The following is a 21,516-nucleotide window of genomic DNA, read 5'->3' as shown; positions in this document are numbered from 1 at the left end:
TTTTCTTCGGCTGTGTATACACTGATGGTGTCACCGAGGAAGGAGGACACCATGCGAGCCAGCGACAAGGCCTACGCGGCGCTGCGGGACGACATCATCGAATGGCGCCTTGCGCCCGGCACCGTCCTGGCCGAGGTGGAACAGTCCGAACGCCTTGGCGTCTCGCGCACACCGCTGCGGGAGGCGCTGGGCCGCCTCACGGCGGAAGGGCTCACGACGGCGGGCGGCCGCGGCGTCGTCGTCACCGACATCTCCCTGGAGGACATCGACGAACTGTTCGAACTGCGCCAAACCCTGGAGGGCAAGGCCGCGGCACTGGCTGCCCGGCGCGGGGATACCGCCACCTTTGAGCGCCTGCAGTGCGAACTGCTCAATGCCCCCGCGCTGATCAACGGCGGGGACCCCGCCCTGCATGATTACTACGAACTGGTGGGCAGGCTGGACACAGCCATCGACGCCGCCATCTCAAACTCCTACCTGGCCCAGGCCATGCGCAGCCTGCGCGTGCACCTGGTCCGGATCCGCCGGCTGGCCGCCGACGACGCCAACCGCCTGACCGCCGCGGCAGCCGAGCACGCCGCCATCGCGGAGGCCATCGCCGCCGGCAACCCGGCACTCGCCGAGGCGGCAACGATCGTCCACCTGCACCGCAGCCTCTCCCACGTCAAAGCGACCCACGCATCCCACCCGAAGGAGCACCATGGTTAAGGAACACCACGTCCGCGTCTACAAGAGCGAAGAAAACCTCCCCCGCGAGGACCAGCTTGCCTACAAGATCGCCCAGGTGGCGGCAGATCCCGTCGCCGTCACGGACGAAGTGACGGACATGGTGATCAACCGCATCATCGACAACGCCTCGGTGGCCATCGCCTCACTGAACCGTGCTCCGATCGTCGCGGCCCGGGCCCAGGCCCTTACCCACGGTCCCAGCACCGGCGGCAAGGGCTCCAAGGTCTTCGGCATCGAGGAACGGGTTGCACCGGAATGGGCTGCCTGGGCAAACGGGGTGGCCGTCCGCGAACTCGACTACCACGACACTTTCCTGGCAGCCGAGTACTCCCACCCCGGTGACAACATTCCCCCGATCCTTGCCGTTGCCCAGCACGTTGGCGCCAGCGGCCACGACCTGGTCCGCGGCATCACCACCGGCTACGAGATCCAGGTCAACCTGGTCAAGGCGATCTGCCTGCACAAGCACAAGATCGACCACGTCGCGCACCTCGGCCCCTCGGCTGCCGCAGGTATCGGCACACTGCTGGACCTCGACGTCGAAACCATCTTCCAGTCGGTGGGCCAGGCACTGCACACCACCACGGCGACCCGGCAGTCACGCAAGGGCGAGATCTCCACCTGGAAGGCCCACGCCCCGGCGTTCGCCGGCAAGATGGCCATCGAATCAGCCGACCGGGCCATGCGCGGCCAGACTTCACCGGTGCCGATCTACGAAGGCGAAGACGGCGTCATCGCCTGGATGCTCGACGGTCCGGACGCGTCCTACATGGTCCCGCTCCCCACCCCGGGCGAAGCCAAGCGTGCCATCCTGGACACCTACACCAAGGAACACTCCGCCGAGTACCAGGCGCAGGCCTGGATCGACCTGGCACGCAAGCTGCACCGTGAACATCCAGAGGTGACTGACCCGGCCAACGTCGAATCAGTCCTGATCAAGACCAGCCACCACACCCACTACGTGATCGGCTCCGGCGCCAACGACCCCCAGAAGTACAGCCCCACCGCCAGCCGGGAAACCCTGGACCACTCCATCCCGTACATCTTCACCGTTGCCCTGCAGGACGGCGCCTGGCACCACGTGGACTCCTACGCACCGGAACGCGCCGCACGGCCGGACACCGTGGAACTGTGGCACAAGGTGACCACGGAGGAGGACGCGGAGTGGACCCGGCGCTACCACTCCCTGGACATCGCAGAGAAGGCCTTCGGTGGCTCCGTGGAGATCACGCTGAAGGACGGTACGGTCATCACCGACCAGATCGCCGTCGCCGACGCCCACCCGCTGGGCGCCCGGCCTTTCGCCCGCGGGCAGTACGTCAACAAGTTCCGCACCCTCGCCGCCGGGCTGGTGGAGGAGGCTGAAATCGAAAGGTTCCTCGCCGCCGTCGAACGCCTCCCCGAACTGGCCGCCGGCGAGCTGGACCAGCTGAACATCACTGCAGCGCCCGGGGTCATCGACCTGGCCGCGGCACCGAAGGGACTCTTCTGATGCTGTATTCGAAGACCACCCCCGAGCAGAAGCGGATCCGGTTCCGGGAACTGCTGTCCTCCGGCACCATCCAGCAGTTTCCGGGCGCGTTCAATCCACTCTCCGCCCGGCTCATCGAGGAAAAGGGCTTCGCCGGGGTCTACATTTCCGGCGCGGTCCTTGCCAACGACCTTGGCCTGCCGGACATCGGCCTGACCACCCTGACCGAGGTAGCCACCCGGGCCGGGCAGATCGCCCGCATGACCGAACTGCCTTCGATCGTCGACGCCGACACCGGCTTCGGTGAGCCGATGAACGTGGCCCGCACGGTGCAGGAGCTGGAAAACGCCGGCCTGGCCGGCCTGCACATCGAGGACCAGTTCAACCCGAAGCGCTGCGGCCACCTGGACGGCAAGAACGTGGTGGACCTGGATACCGCCACCAAGCGGATCCGGGCCGCAGCGGATGCCCGCCGCGATCCGAACTTCCTCATCATGGCCCGCACCGACATCCGCGCCACCGATGGGCTGGAGGCGGCGCAGCAGCGGGCCAAAGCCCTGGTTGAAGCCGGCGCAGACGCGATCTTTCCCGAGGCCATGAAGGACCTCAGCGAGTTCAAGGCCATCAGGGACGCGGTGGATGTGCCGATCCTGGCCAACATGACCGAGTTCGGCAAGAGCGCACTGTTTACCGTGGACGAACTGGCCGGCGTGGGCGTCAACATGGTCATTTATCCGGTCACCCTGCTCCGTAGTGCCATGGGCGCTGCTGAGCGTACTCTGGAATCGATCAAATCCGACGGCACCCAGGAGGCACAGGTTCCAAGCATGCTGACCCGTGCCCGGCTCTACGACCTTGTTGACTACGAGGCCTACAACCACTTTGACACCGGGGTCTTCAACTTCCGGATCCCCGGAACCTGACATCCGCCCTGGCACCACACCGGAACGCCGGCACCTGCCGGACACCTGGCTTTAGGAACAAAGGAGTTTCAGCAATGGCTGAAAATGAGATCAAAAAGGGCCTCGCCGGCGTCGTGGTGGATTACACCGCCGTCTCCAAGGTCAACCCTGACACCAACTCCCTGCTCTACCGCGGGTACCCGGTCCAGGAGCTGGCCGCCCGGTGCAGCTTCGAGGAAGTGGCCTACCTGCTCTGGAACGGCGAATTGCCCACCACGGAGCAGTTGGCGGAGTTTACCGCGAGGGAACGCGCGGGCCGCGCCCTTGACCCGGTGGTCAAGCAGGTCATCGACGCCTTGCCGGTGACCTCGCACCCGATGGACGTCTGCCGGACCGCGGCCTCCGTGATGGGTGCCAGGCATCCGCAGGCAGAGGACTCCTCGCGCGAGGCCAACATGGCCAAGGCCGTTGACCTGTTCGCCGCCATGCCGGCCGTGGTGGCCTATGACCAGCGCCGCCGCCACGGCCAGGAGCTCGTGGAGCCGCGTGATGACCTGGGCTATTCGGCCAACTTCCTGTGGATGGCCTTCGGCGAGGAGCAGGTTCCGGAGGTGGTGGAGGCCTTCAACGTCTCGATGATCCTCTACGCCGAGCACTCCTTCAACGCATCCACGTTCACCGCCCGCGTCATCACCTCGACGCTTTCGGACCTGCATTCGGCAGTGACCGGAGCCATTGGTGCCCTCAAGGGACCGCTGCACGGCGGAGCGAACGAAGCTGTGATGCACACGTTCGACGAGATCGGCATCCGGCAGGAGGAGTCCCTCGAGGAGGCTGCGGCGCGGGCCAAGGCCTGGATGGAGGACGCCCTGGCGCAAAAGAAGAAGGTCATGGGCTTCGGCCACCGCGTCTACAAGCACGGCGATTCCCGGGTTCCCACCATGAAGGCCGCCCTGGACAAGATGATTGCCCACTACGGCCGCCCCGAACTGCTGGGCCTGTACAACGGCCTGGAAACTGCGATGGACGAGGCCAAGGCCATCAAGCCGAACCTGGACTACCCGGCCGGGCCCACCTACCACCTGATGGGCTTCGACACCCCAACCTTCACTCCCCTGTTCGTGGCCAGCCGGATCACGGGCTGGACCGCGCACATCATGGAGCAGCTGGACGCCAACTCCCTGATCCGGCCGCTGAGCGAATACAACGGCGTGGAGGAACGGCACCTTCCCTAGCGCTGGCGTGGAACGCCCGACGGCGGGGCGGGCACTTTGGTGCCTGCCCCGCCGTCGGCGGTTTAGCTGTCCAGTGGGCGGCCCGCCTGGCCCAGGAGGCTGCGCGATGAGGCGACCGACTCATTGTCCGTGGCCATGGTGACCACCACGTTGACCTTCCGGCCTTCCAGCACCACCGGAAGCCAGTGGTCCGCGTCCTGCCACATCCGGTCCACGGGAAGGGTGTCCACGCGGAACCAGCCGGGGAGGATTTCGTCGCTGGGTTCCGGTTCGCCCTCCCAGGTGCGGGCAGTGAACAGGCTGGTTTCCATGTCCCACTCAGGCCGGGACGGGAAGACAAAGTGCACGCTGCCGGCATCACGGAGGTCTTCCTGCCGCAGGACCACACCGGTTTCTTCCAGGACTTCCCGCACCACGGCCTGCGCGTGCGACTCCCCCGGTTCCACATGGCCGCCAATGCCCACGATTTTGCCTTTGCCAAACCCCGTCTGCTTGAGCCCCAGAAGGACCTCGGAACCGTTCTCCCCATCACGGAGAAGGAAGCATAGGGTCACAGCGGCTGCGGTCATGGCACCAGCTTAATGTCAGGGCGGGCGCCGGTGACCGCCCCTGTCGTTCGTGTCCGCGGGTCCTAGCCCAGTGCCCGTGGGTGGGCCGCGGCGTAAATCTCGCGCAGCGTATCGGCGGTGACCAGGGTGTACACCTGGGTAGTGGTCACGGATGCGTGGCCCAGCAGTTCCTGCACCACGCGGACGTCCGCGCCGCCTTCCAGAAGGTGGGTGGCGAAGGAGTGGCGCAGCGTGTGCGGTGACACGTCGCGGGTGATGTTGGCCTTCTCCGCCGCCGCCTTCAGGATGGTCCAGGCACTCTGGCGGCTGATCCGCCCGCCGCGGGCATTGAGGAACAGCGCGGGCGTGCCCTTGCCTTTGGCGGCAAGCAGCGGACGCCCGCGGACCAGGTAGGCATCGAGTGCCCGGGCCCCGTAGGAGCCCAGCGGCACCAGGCGTTCCTTTGACCCCTTGCCGAACAGGCGGACGATCGCGGGCCCGGATCCCGGTTCGGCGAGGGAGATGTCGTCAACGTCCAGTCCCACCGCTTCGCTGATCCTGGCCCCGGTGGAGTAAAGGAATTCAAGCAGGGCGCGGTCCCTCAGCCCGGTGGCGGTGTCAGTTCCTGCCGCTTCGAGGATGCGGGTCACTTCAGCGACGCTGATGGCTTTGGGGAGCCGCTTGCCGGCCATGGGCGGGTGTACCTCGCTGGCTGGATCCGCCGTGGTGTGGCCCTCCAGGGCCCAGAACTTGTGCAGGCCCCGGACGGCCACCACGGTCCGGGCGGCGGAACGCACGCCCAGGGCCGAGCCGCCGTCGGACCCGTCCGAGAGGGCACGGACGTACCCCGTCACGTGGTGCCGGGTGATGTCACCGGGGCGTGTGCAGCCGGCTCCGGCGAGGTAGCGGGCGTACCTGGCCAGGTCCCGCCGGTAGGCTGCGAGCGTGTTCGCGGCCAGCCCGCGTTCGACGCCGAGGTGCTGGAGATAGTCGGTGATTCCACGGTCGATCGCGGCCGGGACGGGGTCCGGGGCGCCGCCTGCTGTTGCCCCGTCCGCTGAGGCGGCGTCCGGGGCCCGCTCGGCCTCCGGGACCGCTTCAGCCGATGGACCAGGCACCATCAGCGCTGGCTGGGGTGGGCGGGCCAGGGGGCGTCGGCGGGGCGGAGTCCCTCATAGCTGGAAGAACGGGCAGCGGCAGCGGCAAGGATCCCGACGACGGCGGAAGGGTTATGCAGGCGGCCGGCCAGGACGGAGGCCACGGCATCGTCCAGGCTGATCCAGTGGAATTCGATCTCCGCTTCCTCGTCCGTCCGCTCGTGGCGTTCGTGGTGCGGCACCTCGGTGAGGTCGCGGGCCAGGTAGATGCGGATGGCCTCGCTGGACGATCCGGGGGAATTGAAGACATCGGCCAGGACGTTCCAGGTGCCTGCCGCCAGGTCCGCTTCTTCGGCGAGTTCCCGCGCCGCCCCCACCACGAAGTCCTCGCCTTCGACGTCCAGCAGGCCCGCGGGGACTTCCCAAAGATCCATGCCAACGGGGTGCCGGTACTGCTTCAGCAGCAGGACCTGGCCTTCGTCATTCATGGGCAGGACAGCGACGGCGCCCGGGTGGTCGATGTAGTCGCGGGTGAGGGCGTCGCCGGACTCGGAGAGCTGGAAGGTATCACTGACGACGTCCCAGATCCTGCCCTGGTAGACCTTCTCCGTGGACAAAAGACGGCGCGGGCTTGGTGCATCCGAAACCTGTTTGGCAGGGGTGGCTTCAGGTGTACCAGGCATCGCGCCGTCCTTTTTGTTCTGTTGACTACTTAGCGGTAACGCTACCCGATACTGCAGGCTCCTCCGCCGCGGGGGCAGCCGTGTCGGCAGTGGCCTGCTGGCCCGCGCCCTGGTGGTCCAGGGCCGCCTTGATCAGGCCGGTGAACAGCGGGTGCGGGCGGGTGGGCCGCGAGCTCAGCTCGGGGTGCGCCTGCGTTGCGACGTAGTACGGGTGGACGTCGGCAGGCAGCTCAACGAATTCGACGAGCTTGCCGTCCGGGGAGGTGCCGGAGAAGACCAGGCCCTTCCCGGCAATCTGCTCGCGGTACTTGTTGTTGACCTCGTAGCGGTGCCGGTGGCGTTCGCTGACCGTGGTCTTGCCGTAGGTGCCGGCGATGACCGAGCCCTCGTCCAGCTTGGCTTCGTAGAGTCCGAGGCGCATGGTGCCGCCGAGGTCGCCGCGGCCTTCGACGAACTCCAGCTGCTCTTCCATGGTGGCGATGACCGGGTACTTGGAATCCGGCTCGAACTCGCTGGAGGAGGCACCTTCCAGGCCCACCACGTTGCGGGCGTACTCGATGACCATGCACTGCAGGCCAAGGCACAGGCCCAGCACAGGCAGCTTGGTTTCGCGGGCGAACTTCAAAGCACCGAGCTTGCCTTCGAGGCCGCGGATGCCGAAGCCGCCCGGCACGCAGATGGCGTCCACGCCGTCGAGCGCCTTGATGGCACCCTCCCGGGTTTCGCACTCGTCTGAGGGAACCCACCGGATCTTGACCTTGGCCTCGTTGGCGAAGCCGCCGGCGCGGAGGGCCTCCGTGACCGAGAGATAGGCATCCGGAAGGTCGATGTACTTGCCCACCAGCGCGATTTCGACCTGGTGCTTGGGGTTGTGGACGGCCTCCAGGAGGCGGTCCCAGCTGGTCCAGTCCACGTCCTTGAACGGCAGGTCCAGGGCGCGGACGATGTAGGAGTCCAGGCCCTGGGAGTGCAGCGTCTTGGGGATGTCGTAGATGCTGGGAGCGTCCGGGCAGCCGATGACTGCTTCGAGGTCGACGTCGCACATGCGGCCGATCTTGGCGCGCATGGCCTCGGGGATCTCGCGGTCGGACCGGATCACGATGGCTTCGGGCTGGATGCCGATGGAGCGCAGTGCTGCCACCGAGTGCTGCGTGGGCTTGGTCTTCAGTTCCTGGGACGGTCCGATGTACGGGACCAGCGAGACGTGCACGAAGAAGACGTTGCCGCGGCCAACATCCTGGCGGACCTGGCGGGCCGACTCGAGGAACGGCTGGGACTCGATGTCGCCAACGGTGCCGCCGATTTCGGTAATGATCACGTCCGGGGCGTTCTTGCCCTCGGCGGGCAGCCGCATGCGGCGCTTGATCTCGTCCGTGATGTGCGGAATGACCTGGACGGTGTCGCCGAGGTATTCGCCGCGCCGTTCCTTGGCGATCACAGTGGAGTAGACCTGCCCGGTGGTCACGTTGGCCGAACCTTCGAGGTTTTCGTCAAGGAAGCGCTCGTAATGCCCGATGTCCAGGTCCGTCTCGGCGCCGTCGTCCGTGACGAAGACCTCACCGTGCTGGAAGGGGTTCATCGTGCCCGGATCCACGTTCAGGTAGGGATCGAGCTTCTGCATCGTGACGGACAGGCCGCGGGCCCGGAGCAGGTGACCGAGGCTGGATGCCGTCAGTCCCTTGCCGAGGGAGGATGCCACACCGCCGGTGACGAAGATGTGCTTAGTCATCTTGGAGGAGCCCGGGAACCGGGAATTTACACGGGAATTTGATCGCTGCACCACGGAATTCGAGCCTATCATCAATTGCGCCGTCCCGTGGCTGTTCCCGTCAGGCCCGCTGCGGCAGGAGCTTGGCGTCGTCCAGCAATTCCTGGGCGTGCGCCCGGGCGGACTCGGAGTCCTCCTGGCCGGCCAGCATGCGGGCGAGTTCACGCACGCGTTCCGGGCCGTCAAGGAGGCGGACGTCACTGGAGGTGAATCCGGTGGCGGTGCCCCCGTCGGCTCCCCTGGTGGACGTCTTGGTCACGGTGATGTGCTGGTCCGCAAAGGCAGCAACCTGGGGAAGGTGGGTGACCACCAGAACCTGCACGTGCTGCGCCAGCATGGCCAGGCGGCGGCCGATCTCGACGGCGGCGCGTCCGCCCACACCGGCATCCACCTCGTCGAACACAAACGTGGGAACGGGGTCGACGGCCGCCAGCACCACTTCGATGGCCAGCATCACGCGGGACAACTCACCGCCGGACGCGCCCTTGCCCAGCGGACGGGCCGGGGCACCGGAGTGCGGCTGCAGCAGGAAGCTGATGTCGTCCGCACCGTGCGGACCCAGCTGCCCGGCGGGCTCGAGGTTGATCACCAGGGTGGCGTCTGCCATGGCCAACGCCTTCAGCTCGGCGCTGACCCGGGAAGAAAGGTCCTTGGCCGCCTTGGTGCGGATCTTGCTGATGGCTGCGGACTGCTTGGTCAGTTCCGCTTCGGCGCGGACCACGTCCGCGTCCAGGGCCTCGATGCGGGAGGAGTCGTCCTGCAGTTCGTCGTACCGGACGCGCGCGGTTTCGGCCCACGCCAGCACCTCATCGATGGTGGGGGCATACTTGCGGACCAGCTTGGCCAATGCTGCCCGGCGGTCCTCGATTTCGGCGAGCCGTTCCGGCCCCTCGGTGTCCAGGCCGGCCTGGTAACTGGCCAGTTCGGTGGCGATGTCGTTGAGCAGGAAGCCAACTTCCGCCAGCCGGGCTGCCGCCGAGCCGAGTTCGGCGTCGTGCTCGGCCACATGCTCCAGGGTGCGTTTGGCGGAGTCCACCAGGGTGGTGGCGTCACCGGTTTCGCCGAAGTCCTCGGCGATGAGGGCCTGGTGGGCCGTGCTGGCCGCGATCCGGAGCTCCTCCACGTTGGCCAGCTTGACGGCCTCCGCCTTCAGGAGCTCGTCCTCCCCCGGCTGCGGATCCACCTCGTCTATTTCGGCGAGGGCTGCCTCCAGGGATTCTGCCTCGCGCAGCCTGTCCCGCGCGGCGCTCCGCAGGCTGTCCAGTTCTGCCTGGTTGGCCTTCCACCGGCTGTACAGCTCCTGGTACGCGGCCAGGGGGCCGGCGAGGTGGTCGCCGGCGAACTTGTCCAGGGCTTCCCGCTGGGCTGTGGCGCTTTTGAGCCGGATCTGGTCCGACTGGCCGTGCACCACCACCAATGATTCGCCGATTTCGGCCAGGACGCCCACCGGGGCAGCCCGCCCACCGAGGAAGGCGCGGCTGCGCCCGTCGGCACCCAGGCGGCGGGCCAGGATCAGCTCGGCGCCGCCGTCGAACTCTTCCGTGTCGGCGCCGGCGTCAAGGGCCCGGGCAATGGCCGGGTGCCCGGCGTCGAGCTTGAGCACCGCTTCCGCGGTGGCACTTTTCGCGCCGCTCCGAACGGCTCCGGCGTCAGAGCGCGCCCCCAGCAACAGTCCGACGGCGGTGACCACCATCGTCTTGCCCGCGCCGGTTTCACCGGTCACCACGCTCAGTCCCGGGCCGAGCGGGAGCGTTGCATCGGTGATGACGCCGAGGTCGCGGATTCTCAGTTCTTCAAGCATGGATTCACTTCGCAGTCGACGGATCGGGATCGCTGCCGGGGTTCTCCGCATTCGGGACCGGCAGCGGCGGCATGGGCCGGGGCGTCCGCACAATGGGGATAGGGCCGGTGTGCACGGCATCGGACTTGGGGACCGGGCCGCGCCAGCCGTGGATGGGCAGCTCGAACTTGCGGACCAGCCGTGCCGAAAAGGGCGTCTGGTGGGTGCGGGCCAGGCGGACCGGGGTGGCCGACTTGGTCACTTCCACCCGCGCGCCCGGCGGCAGGTCCACGGAGCGCCGGCCGTCGCACCACAGCACCCCCTGGGCGTCGGTGCGGCCCAGCACCTCGACGGCGAGCCTGGACCTGGGCGACACGACAAGGGGCTTGGCGAAGAGCGCGTGGGCACTGATCGGCACGATCACCAGAGCCTCCACCTCCGGCCAGACCACGGGTCCACCGGCGGAGAACGCGTAAGCCGTGGAGCCCGTGGGGGTGGCCAGCACAATGCCGTCGGAGCCAAAGGACGTCAGCGGGCGCTCGTCCACTTCCGTGACGACTTCCAGCATGCGTTCCCGGTTGGCTTTTTCGATGGCGGCTTCGTTTAAAGCCCAGGTGTGCCAAATCTTCTGGCCGCGGACCCAGACCTGGACATCGATGGTCATGCGCTCTTCGACGGTGTACTCCCGGCTGGCAATCCATTCGACGGTCTGGGCAAGGTCCGCCCGCTCACTTTCCGCCAGGAAGCCCACGTGGCCCAGGTTCACGCCCAGCAACGGCACATCCACCTCGCGCACCAGCTCCGCGGCGCGCAGGATGGTTCCATCGCCGCCAAGGACCATGACAAGTTCCACGTCGGGCAGCTGGACATGGTCGTGAAGCACCTCCACCGGCTGGGCCAGGTGGCCGAAGAACCGTTCCATGTCGCCCAGCTCGGACTCCTGCATCACCGGGACCATGCCGGACGCATGCAGCAGGGCGCAGGCTTCCCAGGCGGCCTTCAGTGACTCCTCGCGGCCGGTGTGGGCAAGGACCAGTACACGCCTGCTCATCAGGTTCCGCTCTCTAGTGGTTAGGCCAGATTTGTCCGAGCAAGGCAGCTGCTGCCGCCTCTCGCTCTTCGATCTTAGGCAAGTCTTGGGTGATCCTGCGTTTTATCCACAGGAAGTATTCGACGTTTCCGTCCTGCCCGGGCAGCGGACTGACCGCCAGGCCGCACAGGTCCAGGCCGGCGTCGAGCGCTGCCCTGGCCACCTTCTCCACGGCCATCCGCCGTTCACGCTCCGAGGTGACCACGCCGGTGCGGCCCAGGCGGTCCTTGCCGATCTCGAATTGCGGCTTGACCATCAGCACCAGGTCGCCCCCGGGCCCGGTGCAGTCAGCCAGGGGCTGAACCACGAGGGTGAGGGAGATGAAGGAAAGGTCGGCGACGGTCAGGGCCGCGGGGCCGCCGATATCGGCGGGCGCCATGTACCGGACGTTCATGCCCTCGTGGACTTCCACGCGCGGGTCGTCCCGGAGGTGCGGCACCAGCTGGCCGTGCCCGACGTCGACCGCCACCACGTGCGCGGCCCCCCGCCTCAGCAGGACGTCCGTGAAGCCGCCGGTGGAGGCACCGGCGTCAAGGCACCGTTTGCCTTGGGCCGAAACGCCGGGGAACGCGTCCAGGGCGCCGGCCAGCTTGTGCCCGGCACGGCTGGCGTAGGTGTCCTGCTCATCGTGCTCGACGGCCAGGTTCCTGCTCTCGTCAACCTGCAGGGATGCCTTGCCAAGGACCTGGCCACCGGAACTCACTTTGCCTTCGGCGATCAACGAGGCTGCATGCGTTCGCGACCTGGCCAGCCCGCGGGCCACCAGGGCCTGGTCGAGGCGTACCGGCATCAGGCGGCCCCGCCATCCGGCCCAGTGCCTGGGAAAGCAACGTCTGCGGGATCGCTGTTGAGCGCGGCCAGCAGGTCATCGTGAACCAGGTTGTAGACGGACTCGTGGTCCGCTGCGGGAAGCCCGGGCAGGTCCAGGAGCCGGGCGATGGACTGCGCCACCTGCGGATCCGTTAGGTCCTGCCGGTCGGCCTGCGGCCATTCCGGTGCCGGCTGGATTGTCGGGTCTTCCGGTTCAGTCAGCTCGGTCATGGAACCAGTCTAGTGATCCAGCCACACCAGCTTGGGCGCCTGCGGGGCTGCGGCGTCAGGCGTCGCGGCCCACCAGGCGGCACACGCCGCCCGCCACGAGTCCAGGTTGTCCTGGCCGCCAATGATGCCCACGGCTCCGTTGGCCACGCGCGCCGTTGACTGCCCGCAGGTGTAGGTGCCGTCGTCGTGCGTCACGTCCGGATATGGACGGTGAAGGTCGGCAAGGTTCGCAATGATGTATTCGGGGCGTTCCGCCGCCCTGGCCGCCAGGATGGTTTCGCGCGTGTCGACCCCGGTCAGGACCGCTACCGTGGCGAAACCGGCGTTATTGCCGCCCAGGATGTCCGTGTCCAGCCGGTCGCCAACCACCAGGGGACGCTCGGCCCCGAGGCGTTTGGCTGCCGAATGGAACAGCGGCGCCTCCGGCTTGCCCGCAACCCGGGGCTGCTGGCCGGTGGCTGCGGCGACTGCGGCGACCAGGGTGCCGTTTCCCGGCGCTATGCCGCGCGCCTGCGGGATGGACATGTCCGTGTTGGTGGCCACCCAGAGGGCACCGGCATTGACCACATAGGTGGCTTCGGCCAGGTCCTTCCATCCGATGGCGGGGCTGAACCCCTGGACCACGGCGACCGGGTCCTCATCCTGCCCGGCTACCGGTACCAGGCCCACCAGCTCAATTTCCCGGGCCAGGGCCGGGCTGCCAGTGATAAGGATCCTGGACCCGGGCGCGAGCATCGAGGCAAGCAGCTCGGCCGCCGCCTGGGACGAACTCACCACCTGGTTGTCCTCTGCGGGCGCACCAAGCTCACGGAGATGCGCTGCCACGTCCGCAGGTGACCGGGATGCGTTGTTGGTGACATAGCCCAGTCCGATGCCCAGCCCCGAGAGCTGTTGCAGCGATTCAACAGCTCCCGGAATCGCGTCAGGTCCGGCGTAAACCACGCCGTCCAGGTCGGCGAGGAGTGCATCGAAGCGGGAAACCAGAGAAACGTCACTCATCTGTGTTCAGTCTTCCCGGCGCTCTTCGTTGTGCTCAGTGCCTGCATCGTCCTGGGCAGCCGTGTCGGCTGCGCTGGCGTCGTCAGCACCGGCGTCGTCGGCGGCCACGGAGTGGAACTCGTCGTGTTCTACCGAGTCCTGGTCCGATTCTGCGTCGTCGGAAACGAAGTAGTCGGCATCCTGGTCGTCGATGCTGCTGTCTTGCGAGGACTTCGCCTCGGCTGCGCGGGCGCTCCTGGCAGCTGCTTCCGTGGAACCTGCTGCGGGCGTTTCGGCCCCAGCGCCCTTGGAGGCCCGGTCCAGCATCCGCCGGCGTTCTGCCTCTTCCCGGGCTTCCTCTTCCTCGTCCCAGCCGAGGTCGATGATTTCGGGTTCTTCGTCAGCGCCCAGGCCCAGGGCATTTTCTGCCACGACGGCCTGCCGGCTCCACTTCTGCGACTCGTCTTCGCGTCCCACCGCAGCCAGCGCATCGGCATAGGCGCGGAAGAGGCGCGGGCTGTAGGAGAACGCGCGGTTCATGTCCAGCTGCGGGATTTCAAGTTCGGCTACTGCCGCGTCAAGCTGGCCCAGGTCGGTGCGCGCACCGGCGGCGACGATTGCCAGTTCCACCTTGCCGGGGGCATCCAGGTCCTGGGCTTCCTCCGAGCGGGCTACGTCGAGGGCGCGGTCCGGGCGGCCCAGGCCACGTTCGCAGTCGGCCATGACGGGCAAGTGAACGTTGGAGCCGCTGATACGGCGGAAGGTGCGGAACTCGCGCAGCGCCTCACCATAGTGGCCGGCTGCGTAGGCCGTGAGGCCCACGGCTTCGCGGACAGCGGCGAGCCTGCCCCCACGACGGCTGGCGGCGAGTGCGTGCTGGAATGCCAGCTCCGGCTCGTCGTCAATGAGGCGGCCCGCCATCACCAGGTGGCGTGCCACCCACTCTGAGCTTTTGGCTTCAAGGGTCTTGATCTGGTGCTGCGTGGCGCGGTCCAGTTCCTTGCCCGTGACGTCTTCATCAATTTCGGGGGAACGTTCCCGGTCCGGACGGTTGGCGCTGCGGAGGTCGGCAGCGTTGGGCACGCGGACAGGACGGTCTTCCTGCCGGTCGCGGCCAAAGCTGCGGGGTCCGGAGCCACGGCCTGACTCGGCGAGGGAATCACCACGGTCGAAGCTGCGGGGTGCGCGGTCCTGCCGGTCCCCGAACGGCTTGCGGTTATCACCGCCACCAAAACCACGACGATCACCCTCACCATCGCGACGCGGACGGTCACCAAACGGCTTACGGTCACGATCACCGCCACCAAAACCACGGCGGTCACCCTCACCCTCGCGACGCGGACGATCACCAAACGGCTTACGGTCACGGTCACCGAACGGCTTACGCTCGCCACCACCGGCACCGCCACCAAAACCGCGACGGTCACCCTCACCCTCGCGACGCGGACGATCACCAAACGGCTTACGATCACGATCACCGAACGGCTTACGCTCGCCACCACCGGCACCGCCACCAAAACCGCGACGGTCACCCTCACCCTCGCGACGCGGACGATCACCAAACGGCTTACGATCACGATCACCGAACGGCTTACGCTCGCCACCACCGGCACCGCCACCAAAACCGCGACGGTCACCCTCACCATCACGGCGCGGACGATCACCAAACGGCTTACGATCACGATCACCGAACGGCTTACGCTCGCCACCACCGGCACCGCCACCAAAACCACGGCGGTCACCCTCACCATCACGGCGCGGACGATCACCAAACGGCTTACGATCACGATCACCGAACGGCTTACGCTCGCCACCACCGGAAGAGCCGCCGCGCGAGAAATTGTTGCCATCGCGGTCGGAGCGGGACCGGAATCCGCGGGGATCACCGCCGGAGTTGTTGTTGCCGCGGAACGCGCCCCGGTCGTTGCCTCGGTTGCCACCGTTATGCTCGGCCATTTGGATTCCTCCTGTTGTGAGCCGACCACTGGCGCAACTGCAGCCGCTCTTTTCGTTTCCTACGCAACCCGAAATCAAGCGCTTCGAAGTCCGTACATCTTCATCAATTCTAGTGGAGCCACCAAATCCCCCCGGACAGCGCGGGCCCTGGGAGCGGTATCGTGGCCATCTTCACAACGGCGACAGCCTGCGGTGGCCGCTGCCCGCTGCAACCGAGCCGCCGGCCATGGGCTCCGCCTGCCGGACGTCGTTGGTGTCTCCTGGTGGTGTTTGGTGTTTAAATGTGGGAGGCCCCAACCGTGTGGTTGGGGCCTCGACCATTAATAGTTGTTCCGGCGGTGACCTACTCTCCCACACCCTCCCGGGTGCAGTACCATCGGCGCTGTGGGTCTTAGCTTCCGGGTTCGGAATGGGACCGGGCGTTTCCCCCACGCTATGACCGCCGTAACCCTTGTACCCGGCCAACCCTGGGGGTTGGTGGGAAGTTTTGTGGTTACAACATGGTGTTGTTATTTAGTTGTGGTGGTTCCGTGCCGTGACAACCCGTGTTGGGGGGTTGTTGGTTGGGAACCACATAGTGGACGCAAGCAGAGTTTTGTATGTATCTGTGTGGTGTAAGTTGTTGGCCTATTAGTACCGGTCAGCTTCACGAGTCGTTAGTCCTCGCTTCCACATCCGGCCTATCAACCCAGTGGTCTGGCTGGGGGCCTCTCACACATAAATGTGTATGGAAATCTCATCTTGAAGCGAGCTTCCCGCTTAGATGCTTTCAGCGGTTATCCCATCCGAACGTAGCTAATCAGCGGTGCACTTGGCAGTACAACTGACACACCAGAGGTTCGTCCGTCCCGGTCCTCTCGTACTAAGGACAGCCCTTCTCAAATTTCCTGCGCGCGCAGCGGATAGGGACCGAACTGTCTCACGACGTTCTAAACCCAGCTCGCGTACCGCTTTAATGGGCGAACAGCCCAACCCTTGGGACCTACTCCAGCCCCAGGATGCGACGAGCCGACATCGAGGTGCCAAACCATGCCGTCGATATGGACTCTTGGGCAAGATCAGCCTGTTATCCCCGAGGTACCTTTTATCCGTTGAGCGACGGCCATTCCACAATGTACCGCCGGATCACTAGTCCCGACTTTCGTCCCTGCTCGAGATGTCTCTCTCACAGTCAAGCTCCCTTGTGCACTTACACTCGACACCTGATTGCCAACCAGGCTGAGGGAACCTTTGGGCGCCTCCGTTACTTTTTAGGAGGCAACCGCCCCAGTTAAACTACCCATCAGGCACTGTCCCTGACCCGGATTACGGGCCGAAGTTAGATGTCCAAAGTGACCAGAGTGGTATTTCAACGATGACTCCACCCGAACTGGCGTCCGGGCTTCAACGTCTCCCACCTATCCTACACAAGCCACTCCGAACACCAATACCAAACTATAGTAAAGGTCTCGGGGTCTTTCCGTCCTGCTGCGCGTAACGAGCATCTTTACTCGTACTGCAATTTCGCCGAGTTTATGGTTGAGACAGCGGGGAAGTCGTTACTCCATTCGTGCAGGTCGGAACTTACCCGACAAGGAATTTCGCTACCTTAGGATGGTTATAGTTACCACCGCCGTTTACTGGGGCTTAAATTCTCAGCTTCGCCTTGCGGCTAACCGGTCCTCTTAACCTTCCAGCACCGGGCAGGAGTCAGTCCGTATACATCGTCTTGCGACTTCGCACGGACCTGTGTTTTTAGTAAACAGTCGCTTCCCCCTGGTCTCTGCGGCCCCGATCCCCTCCACACCGCGAAGGTGTATCAAGGTTGGGGCCCCCCTTCTCCCGAAGTTACGGGGGCATTTTGCCGAGTTCCTTAACCATAATTCTCTCGATCGCCTTAGTATTCTCTACCTGATCACCTGTGTCGGTTTGGGGTACGGGCGGCTAAAACCTCGCGTCGATGCTTTTCTCGGCAGCATAGGATCACCAAATCCCCCCAAACGGGGGTCCCATCAGATCTCAGGCACCATGAGTGGCGGATTTGCCTACCACTCGCCCTACATCCTTAGACCGGGACAACCATCGCCCGGCTCGGCTACCTTCCTGCGTCACACCTGTTAATACGCTTGCCTCCCAGGATCAGGTCCCGCGCTCCACCAAAACCCTTCACCCACAAGGGGTGTCGGGCAGGTCTCGGGCGGTTAGTATCCCCTGTTCAACATGGACGGTTTTTCGCCGGTACGGGAATATCAACCCGTTGTCCATCGACTACGCCTGTCGGCCTCGCCTTAGGTCCCGACTTACCCAGGGCAGATTAGCTTGACCCTGGAACCCTTGATCATTCGGCGGACGGGTTTCTCACCCGTCTTTCGCTACTCATGCCTGCATTCTCACTCGTGTAGGCTCCACCACTGGTTTACACCGCAGCTTCACTGCCCACACGACGCTCCCCTACCCATCCACACTCCTGAACCACAAAGGCTTGGAAAATATGTGAATGCCACAACTTCGGCGGTGTACTTGAGCCCCGCTACATTGTCGGCGCGGAATCACTTGACCAGTGAGCTATTACGCACTCTTTTAAGGGTGGCTGCTTCTAAGCCAACCTCCTGGTTGTCTGGGCAACTCCACATCCTTTCCCACTTAGCACACGCTTAGGGGCCTTAGTTGGTGGTCTGGGCTGTTTCCCTCTCGACTATGAAGCTTATCCCCCACAGTCTCACTGCTGCGCTCTCACTTACCGGCATTCGGAGTTTGGCTGACGTCAGTAACCTTGTAGGGCCCATTAGCCATCCAGTAGCTCTACCTCCAGCAAGAAACACGCAACGCTGCACCTAAATGCATTTCGGGGAGAACCAGCTATCACGAAGTTTGATTGGCCTTTCACCCCTACCCACAGCTCATCCCCTCCATTTTCAACTGAAGTGGGTTCGGTCCTCCACGACGTCTTACCGTCGCTTCAACCTGGCCATGGGTAGATCACTTCGCTTCGGGTCTAGATCACGCCACTCACACGCCCTATTCAGACTCGCTTTCGCTACGGCTGCCCCACACGGGTTAACCTCGCGACGTAACACTAACTCGCAGGCTCATTCTTCAAAAGGCACGCCGTCACCAGAACAGAGCCGGCTCCGACGGATTGTAAGCACACGGTTTCAGGTACTGTTTCACTCCCCTCCCGGGGTACTTTTCACCTTTCCCTCACGGTACTGGTCCGCTATCGGTCATTAGGGAGTATTTAGGCTTATCAGGTGGTCCTGACAGATTCGCACGGGATTTCTCGGGCCCCGTACTACTTGGGATACTCTCACAGGCGGTACAAACACATTACGGTTACGGGACTAACACCCTCTCTGGCCGGCCTTTCAAAACCGTTCACCTATGCGCGCACATCACACCCCACCAGCCCGGCAGAACTGGTACGGAAAGTCCCACAACCCCGACCATGCAACGCCCGCCGGCTATCACACATGGAACGGTTTAGCCTGATCCGCGTTCGCTCGCCACTACTAACGGAATCACTATTGTTTTCTCTTCCTGCGGGTACTGAGATGTTTCACTTCCCCGCGTTCCCCCCACGCACCCTATGTGTTCAGGTACGGGTCACCAAGTCACTCGCGCGCTCAGCGGGGTTTCCCCATTCGGACACCCTGGGATCACAGTCCGGTTATCGACTCCCCCAGGCTTATCGCAGATTCCTACGTCCTTCTTCGGCTCCTAATGCCAAGGCATCCACCGTGTGCTCTTAAAAACTTGACCACAAAGATCAAAAACAAAAAACACTCGAGAGAACCACAGAAACTGCCCCGCACACCCAAAAGGGCACACGAACCAGATCCAGGTTCATATTCTTGGAAATTGCTTCTTATACAAGATGCTCGCGTCCACTATGTAGTTCTCAAACAACAACCCCACACCACACACCCCACACACACGTGCGTGGACCGTCATGGCAGGGAAACCAGAAACACACAAACCCACCAGAACAACCCCCACCAAAGGCAGGGACCATTCCCGTGGTCCTGTTGCCTCAGGACCCAACAGTGTGCCAAACACAAAACCACGCATCCCCACGCCCACCGTTCCAGAACCATCACTGGCTCGTACTAGACAAGACACAAAAACACGCGGCCGCTATTTGTTGATATTCCACCCATGAGCACCCGCCACGGAACAATCGTCCGTGCTACGGGCTTGCTTCCTGACAACACCACACCACCAACATGCGCTGGTGACCGGTTGTTGTAGGTGCTCCTTAGAAAGGAGGTGATCCAGCCGCACCTTCCGGTACGGCTACCTTGTTACGACTTAGTCCCAATCGCCAGTCCCACCTTCGACAGCTCCCTCCCACAAGGGGTTAGGCCACCGGCTTCGGGTGTTACCAACTTTCGTGACTTGACGGGCGGTGTGTACAAGGCCCGGGAACGTATTCACCGCAGCGTTGCTGATCTGCGATTACTAGCGACTCCGACTTCATGGGGTCGAGTTGCAGACCCCAATCCGAACTGAGACCGGCTTTTTGGGATTAGCTCCACCTCACAGTATCGCAACCCTTTGTACCGGCCATTGTAGCATGCGTGAAGCCCAAGACATAAGGGGCATGATGATTTGACGTCGTCCCCACCTTCCTCCGAGTTGACCCCGGCAGTCTCCTATGAGTCCCCACCATCACGTGCTGGCAACATAGAACGAGGGTTGCGCTCGTTGCGGGACTTAACCCAACATCTCACGACACGAGCTGACGACAACCATGCACCACCTGTAAACCGACCACAAGTGGGGGACCTGTTTCCAGATCTTTCCGGTTCATGTCAAGCCTTGGTAAGGTTCTTCGCGTTGCATCGAATTAATCCGCATGCTCCGCCGCTTGTGCGGGCCCCCGTCAATTCCTTTGAGTTTTAGCCTTGCGGCCGTACTCCCCAGGCGGGGCACTTAATGCGTTAGCTACGGCGCGGAAAACGTGGAATGTCCCCCACACCTAGTGCCCAACGTTTACGGCATGGACTACCAGGGTATCTAATCCTGTTCGCTCCCCATGCTTTCGCTCCTCAGCGTCAGTTAATGCCCAGAGACCTGCCTTCGCCATCGGTGTTCCTCCTGATATCTGCGCATTTCACCGCTACACCAGGAATTCCAGTCTCCCCTACATCACTCTAGTCTGCCCGTACCCACCGCAGATCCGGAGTTGAGCCCCGGACTTTCACGGCAGACGCGACAAACCGCCTACGAGCTCTTTACGCCCAATAATTCCGGATAACGCTTGCGCCCTACGTATTACCGCGGCTGCTGGCACGTAGTTAGCCGGCGCTTCTTCTGCAGGTACCGTCACTTACGCTTCTTCCCTACTGAAAGAGGTTTACAACCCGAAGGCCGTCATCCCTCACGCGGCGTCGCTGCATCAGGCTTGCGCCCATTGTGCAATATTCCCCACTGCTGCCTCCCGTAGGAGTCTGGGCCGTGTCTCAGTCCCAGTGTGGCCGGTCACCCTCTCAGGCCGGCTACCCGTCGTCGCCTTGGTAGGCCATTACCCCACCAACAAGCTGATAGGCCGCGAGTCCATCCAAAACCACAAAAGCTTTCCACCAACCACCATGCGATGGAAGGTCATATCCGGTATTAGACCCAGTTTCCCAGGCTTATCCCAGAGTCAAGGGCAGGTTACTCACGTGTTACTCACCCGTTCGCCACTAATCCACCCACAAGTGGGCATCATCGTTCGACTTGCATGTGTTAAGCACGCCGCCAGCGTTCATCCTGAGCCAGGATCAAACTCTCCGTTGAAAACAAACAGACACAACCAAAACCACCGGAAATAACGGCGCCAATGGCTGCACAAAATTTGAAACCAGCTGTAAAAACCAGGCCCCATCCACGGGGTGGACAGACCCAGCAAATTCAACCAATCACATTACATAATCGGTATCAACAAACTTGGCACACTATTGAGTTCTCAAACAACAGACACATTCGAATATTCCCGGAACAATTCAGAAAGAATTTCTTTTCCGTATTTCTTCGCTGCAATGTTTTTATCTTATTTCATTCTTGTTCGCTTTTGCAAATCCGGCTATTTTCCCGGAATTCACTCAACGGAATGAATCCGCCCAGCAAAAAGGGGAGCAATTTTCGTTCCATGCACCGCATGGCCGAGAATTGCTTCTCAATATCAGTTGGGGGTTTGTCACCACTCAGCGGCGGCGACTCAGAAAACAATACACGCCCCTCCGCGGCCGCGCAAATCGGCTGCAGAGGGGCGTGC

The 21,516-nt window shown here is 63.7% G+C and carries 15 protein-coding genes and 3 rRNA genes; 4 read left to right on the top strand and 14 right to left on the bottom strand.

From position 1 onward, the window contains the following. The first annotated feature begins 51 nt into the window (after positions 1 to 51). From NIBR502770_RS04995 to NIBR502770_RS04980, 4 genes are all read left to right on the top strand, one after another. A complete protein-coding gene (locus NIBR502770_RS04995) occupies positions 52 to 708 on the top strand; it encodes a GntR family transcriptional regulator (RefSeq protein ID WP_141181213.1) in 657 nt (218 codons plus the stop codon). After that, positions 701 to 2,221 (top strand): MmgE/PrpD family protein, encoded by a 1,521-nt coding sequence (locus NIBR502770_RS04990; protein WP_141181212.1) that lies wholly within the window; start codon positions 701 to 703, stop codon positions 2,219 to 2,221. Before NIBR502770_RS04995 ends, NIBR502770_RS04990 begins: the two co-directional genes overlap by 8 nt. Continuing rightward, complete coding sequence (prpB, locus tag NIBR502770_RS04985) at positions 2,221 to 3,123, top strand: methylisocitrate lyase (RefSeq protein ID WP_141181211.1); 903 nt, start codon at positions 2,221 to 2,223, stop codon at positions 3,121 to 3,123. Before NIBR502770_RS04990 ends, prpB begins: the two co-directional genes overlap by 1 nt. Before the next feature lie 74 nt (positions 3,124 to 3,197). Then, entirely contained in the window at positions 3,198 to 4,337 is a 1,140-nt protein-coding gene (locus NIBR502770_RS04980; protein ID WP_141160915.1) for a bifunctional 2-methylcitrate synthase/citrate synthase, read from the top strand. 62 nt (positions 4,338 to 4,399) lie between these two features. Here NIBR502770_RS04980 and NIBR502770_RS04975 read toward each other — a convergent pair whose 3' ends face one another. From NIBR502770_RS04975 to NIBR502770_RS04915, 14 genes are all read right to left on the bottom strand, one after another. Next, a complete protein-coding gene (locus NIBR502770_RS04975) occupies positions 4,400 to 4,906 on the bottom strand; it encodes an 8-oxo-dGTP diphosphatase (RefSeq protein ID WP_141160916.1) in 507 nt (168 codons plus the stop codon). 62 nt (positions 4,907 to 4,968) lie between these two features. Beyond that, positions 4,969 to 6,006, bottom strand: a complete 1,038-nt coding sequence (gene xerD / locus NIBR502770_RS04970; RefSeq protein WP_210411252.1) for a site-specific tyrosine recombinase XerD — start codon at positions 6,004 to 6,006, stop codon at positions 4,969 to 4,971. Further along, positions 6,006 to 6,665, bottom strand: coding sequence for an NUDIX hydrolase (locus NIBR502770_RS04965; RefSeq protein ID WP_141160917.1), 660 nt, complete (start codon positions 6,663 to 6,665; stop codon positions 6,006 to 6,008). Before NIBR502770_RS04965 ends, xerD begins: the two co-directional genes overlap by 1 nt. A 25-nt stretch (positions 6,666 to 6,690) precedes the next feature. Continuing rightward, positions 6,691 to 8,466 carry a CTP synthase gene (locus tag NIBR502770_RS04960; protein WP_141160918.1) on the bottom strand — a complete coding sequence of 592 codons (1,776 nt, stop codon included), beginning with the start codon at positions 8,464 to 8,466 and terminating at the stop codon, positions 6,691 to 6,693. A 28-nt stretch (positions 8,467 to 8,494) separates the two neighbouring features. Further along, on the bottom strand, positions 8,495 to 10,234 hold the full coding sequence (gene recN, locus NIBR502770_RS04955) for a DNA repair protein RecN (protein ID WP_141181210.1): 1,740 nt from the start codon (positions 10,232 to 10,234) through the stop codon (positions 8,495 to 8,497). Positions 10,235 to 10,238: 4 nt separating this feature from the next. Beyond that, entirely contained in the window at positions 10,239 to 11,264 is a 1,026-nt protein-coding gene (locus tag NIBR502770_RS04950) for an NAD kinase (RefSeq protein WP_141160919.1), read from the bottom strand. A gap of 13 nt (positions 11,265 to 11,277) precedes the next feature. After that, the gene (locus NIBR502770_RS04945) at positions 11,278 to 12,093 is read right to left on the bottom strand and encodes a TlyA family RNA methyltransferase (protein ID WP_141181209.1); all 816 of its coding nucleotides are present in this window, start codon (positions 12,091 to 12,093) and stop codon (positions 11,278 to 11,280) included. Continuing rightward, on the bottom strand, positions 12,093 to 12,344 hold the full coding sequence (locus NIBR502770_RS04940) for a hypothetical protein (RefSeq protein WP_141181208.1): 252 nt from the start codon (positions 12,342 to 12,344) through the stop codon (positions 12,093 to 12,095). The genes NIBR502770_RS04945 and NIBR502770_RS04940 overlap by 1 nt, the downstream gene beginning before the upstream one ends. A gap of 9 nt (positions 12,345 to 12,353) precedes the next feature. After that, positions 12,354 to 13,343 (bottom strand): HAD-IIA family hydrolase, encoded by a 990-nt coding sequence (locus tag NIBR502770_RS04935; RefSeq protein WP_141181207.1) that lies wholly within the window; start codon positions 13,341 to 13,343, stop codon positions 12,354 to 12,356. 6 nt (positions 13,344 to 13,349) lie between these two features. Continuing rightward, on the bottom strand, positions 13,350 to 14,243 hold the full coding sequence (locus NIBR502770_RS21440) for a hypothetical protein (protein WP_246857469.1): 894 nt from the start codon (positions 14,241 to 14,243) through the stop codon (positions 13,350 to 13,352). Continuing rightward, positions 14,243 to 15,262, bottom strand: coding sequence for a hypothetical protein (locus tag NIBR502770_RS21435; protein ID WP_246857407.1), 1,020 nt, complete (start codon positions 15,260 to 15,262; stop codon positions 14,243 to 14,245). The genes NIBR502770_RS21440 and NIBR502770_RS21435 overlap by 1 nt, the downstream gene beginning before the upstream one ends. A gap of 346 nt (positions 15,263 to 15,608) precedes the next feature. Next, a 5S ribosomal RNA gene (rrf, locus tag NIBR502770_RS04925) occupies positions 15,609 to 15,725 on the bottom strand. A gap of 162 nt (positions 15,726 to 15,887) precedes the next feature. Continuing rightward, positions 15,888 to 19,016: ribosomal RNA gene (locus NIBR502770_RS04920) — 23S ribosomal RNA — on the bottom strand. Positions 19,017 to 19,516: 500 nt separating this feature from the next. Continuing rightward, positions 19,517 to 21,038, bottom strand: a 16S ribosomal RNA gene (locus tag NIBR502770_RS04915). Together the 16S, 23S and 5S rRNA genes form the textbook arrangement of a ribosomal RNA operon. Between the last annotated feature and the right edge of the window lie 478 nt (positions 21,039 to 21,516).

The organism is Pseudarthrobacter sp. NIBRBAC000502770 (assembly GCF_006517815.1).
In the GTDB taxonomy this organism is placed as follows: Bacteria; Actinomycetota; Actinomycetes; order Actinomycetales; family Micrococcaceae; genus Arthrobacter; species Arthrobacter niigatensis.
This window is presented reverse-complemented; position numbering and strand designations above follow the sequence as displayed.

Excerpts from the sequence above, each read along its gene's own strand:
- NIBR502770_RS04935 (WP_141181207.1), bottom strand. The coding sequence starts at position 13,343 with ATGAGTGACGTTTCTCTGGTTTCCCGCTTCGATGCACTCCTCGCCGAC.
- NIBR502770_RS04975 (WP_141160916.1), bottom strand. The coding sequence starts at position 4,906 with ATGACCGCAGCCGCTGTGACCCTATGCTTCCTTCTCCGTGATGGGGAG.
- NIBR502770_RS21440 (WP_246857469.1), bottom strand. The coding sequence starts at position 14,243 with ATGGCGGGCCGCCTCATTGACGACGAGCCGGAGCTGGCATTCCAGCAC.
- NIBR502770_RS04940 (WP_141181208.1), bottom strand. The coding sequence starts at position 12,344 with ATGACCGAGCTGACTGAACCGGAAGACCCGACAATCCAGCCGGCACCG.
- NIBR502770_RS04960 (WP_141160918.1), bottom strand. The coding sequence starts at position 8,466 with ATGATAGGCTCGAATTCCGTGGTGCAGCGATCAAATTCCCGTGTAAAT.
- NIBR502770_RS04995 (WP_141181213.1), top strand. The coding sequence starts at position 52 with ATGCGAGCCAGCGACAAGGCCTACGCGGCGCTGCGGGACGACATCATC.
- NIBR502770_RS04990 (WP_141181212.1), top strand. The coding sequence starts at position 701 with ATGGTTAAGGAACACCACGTCCGCGTCTACAAGAGCGAAGAAAACCTC.
- recN (WP_141181210.1), bottom strand. The coding sequence starts at position 10,234 with ATGCTTGAAGAACTGAGAATCCGCGACCTCGGCGTCATCACCGATGCA.
- NIBR502770_RS04950 (WP_141160919.1), bottom strand. The coding sequence starts at position 11,264 with ATGAGCAGGCGTGTACTGGTCCTTGCCCACACCGGCCGCGAGGAGTCA.
- prpB (WP_141181211.1), top strand. The coding sequence starts at position 2,221 with ATGCTGTATTCGAAGACCACCCCCGAGCAGAAGCGGATCCGGTTCCGG.
- NIBR502770_RS04965 (WP_141160917.1), bottom strand. The coding sequence starts at position 6,665 with ATGCCTGGTACACCTGAAGCCACCCCTGCCAAACAGGTTTCGGATGCA.
- xerD (WP_210411252.1), bottom strand. The coding sequence starts at position 6,006 with ATGGTGCCTGGTCCATCGGCTGAAGCGGTCCCGGAGGCCGAGCGGGCC.
- NIBR502770_RS04945 (WP_141181209.1), bottom strand. The coding sequence starts at position 12,093 with ATGCCGGTACGCCTCGACCAGGCCCTGGTGGCCCGCGGGCTGGCCAGG.
- NIBR502770_RS04980 (WP_141160915.1), top strand. The coding sequence starts at position 3,198 with ATGGCTGAAAATGAGATCAAAAAGGGCCTCGCCGGCGTCGTGGTGGAT.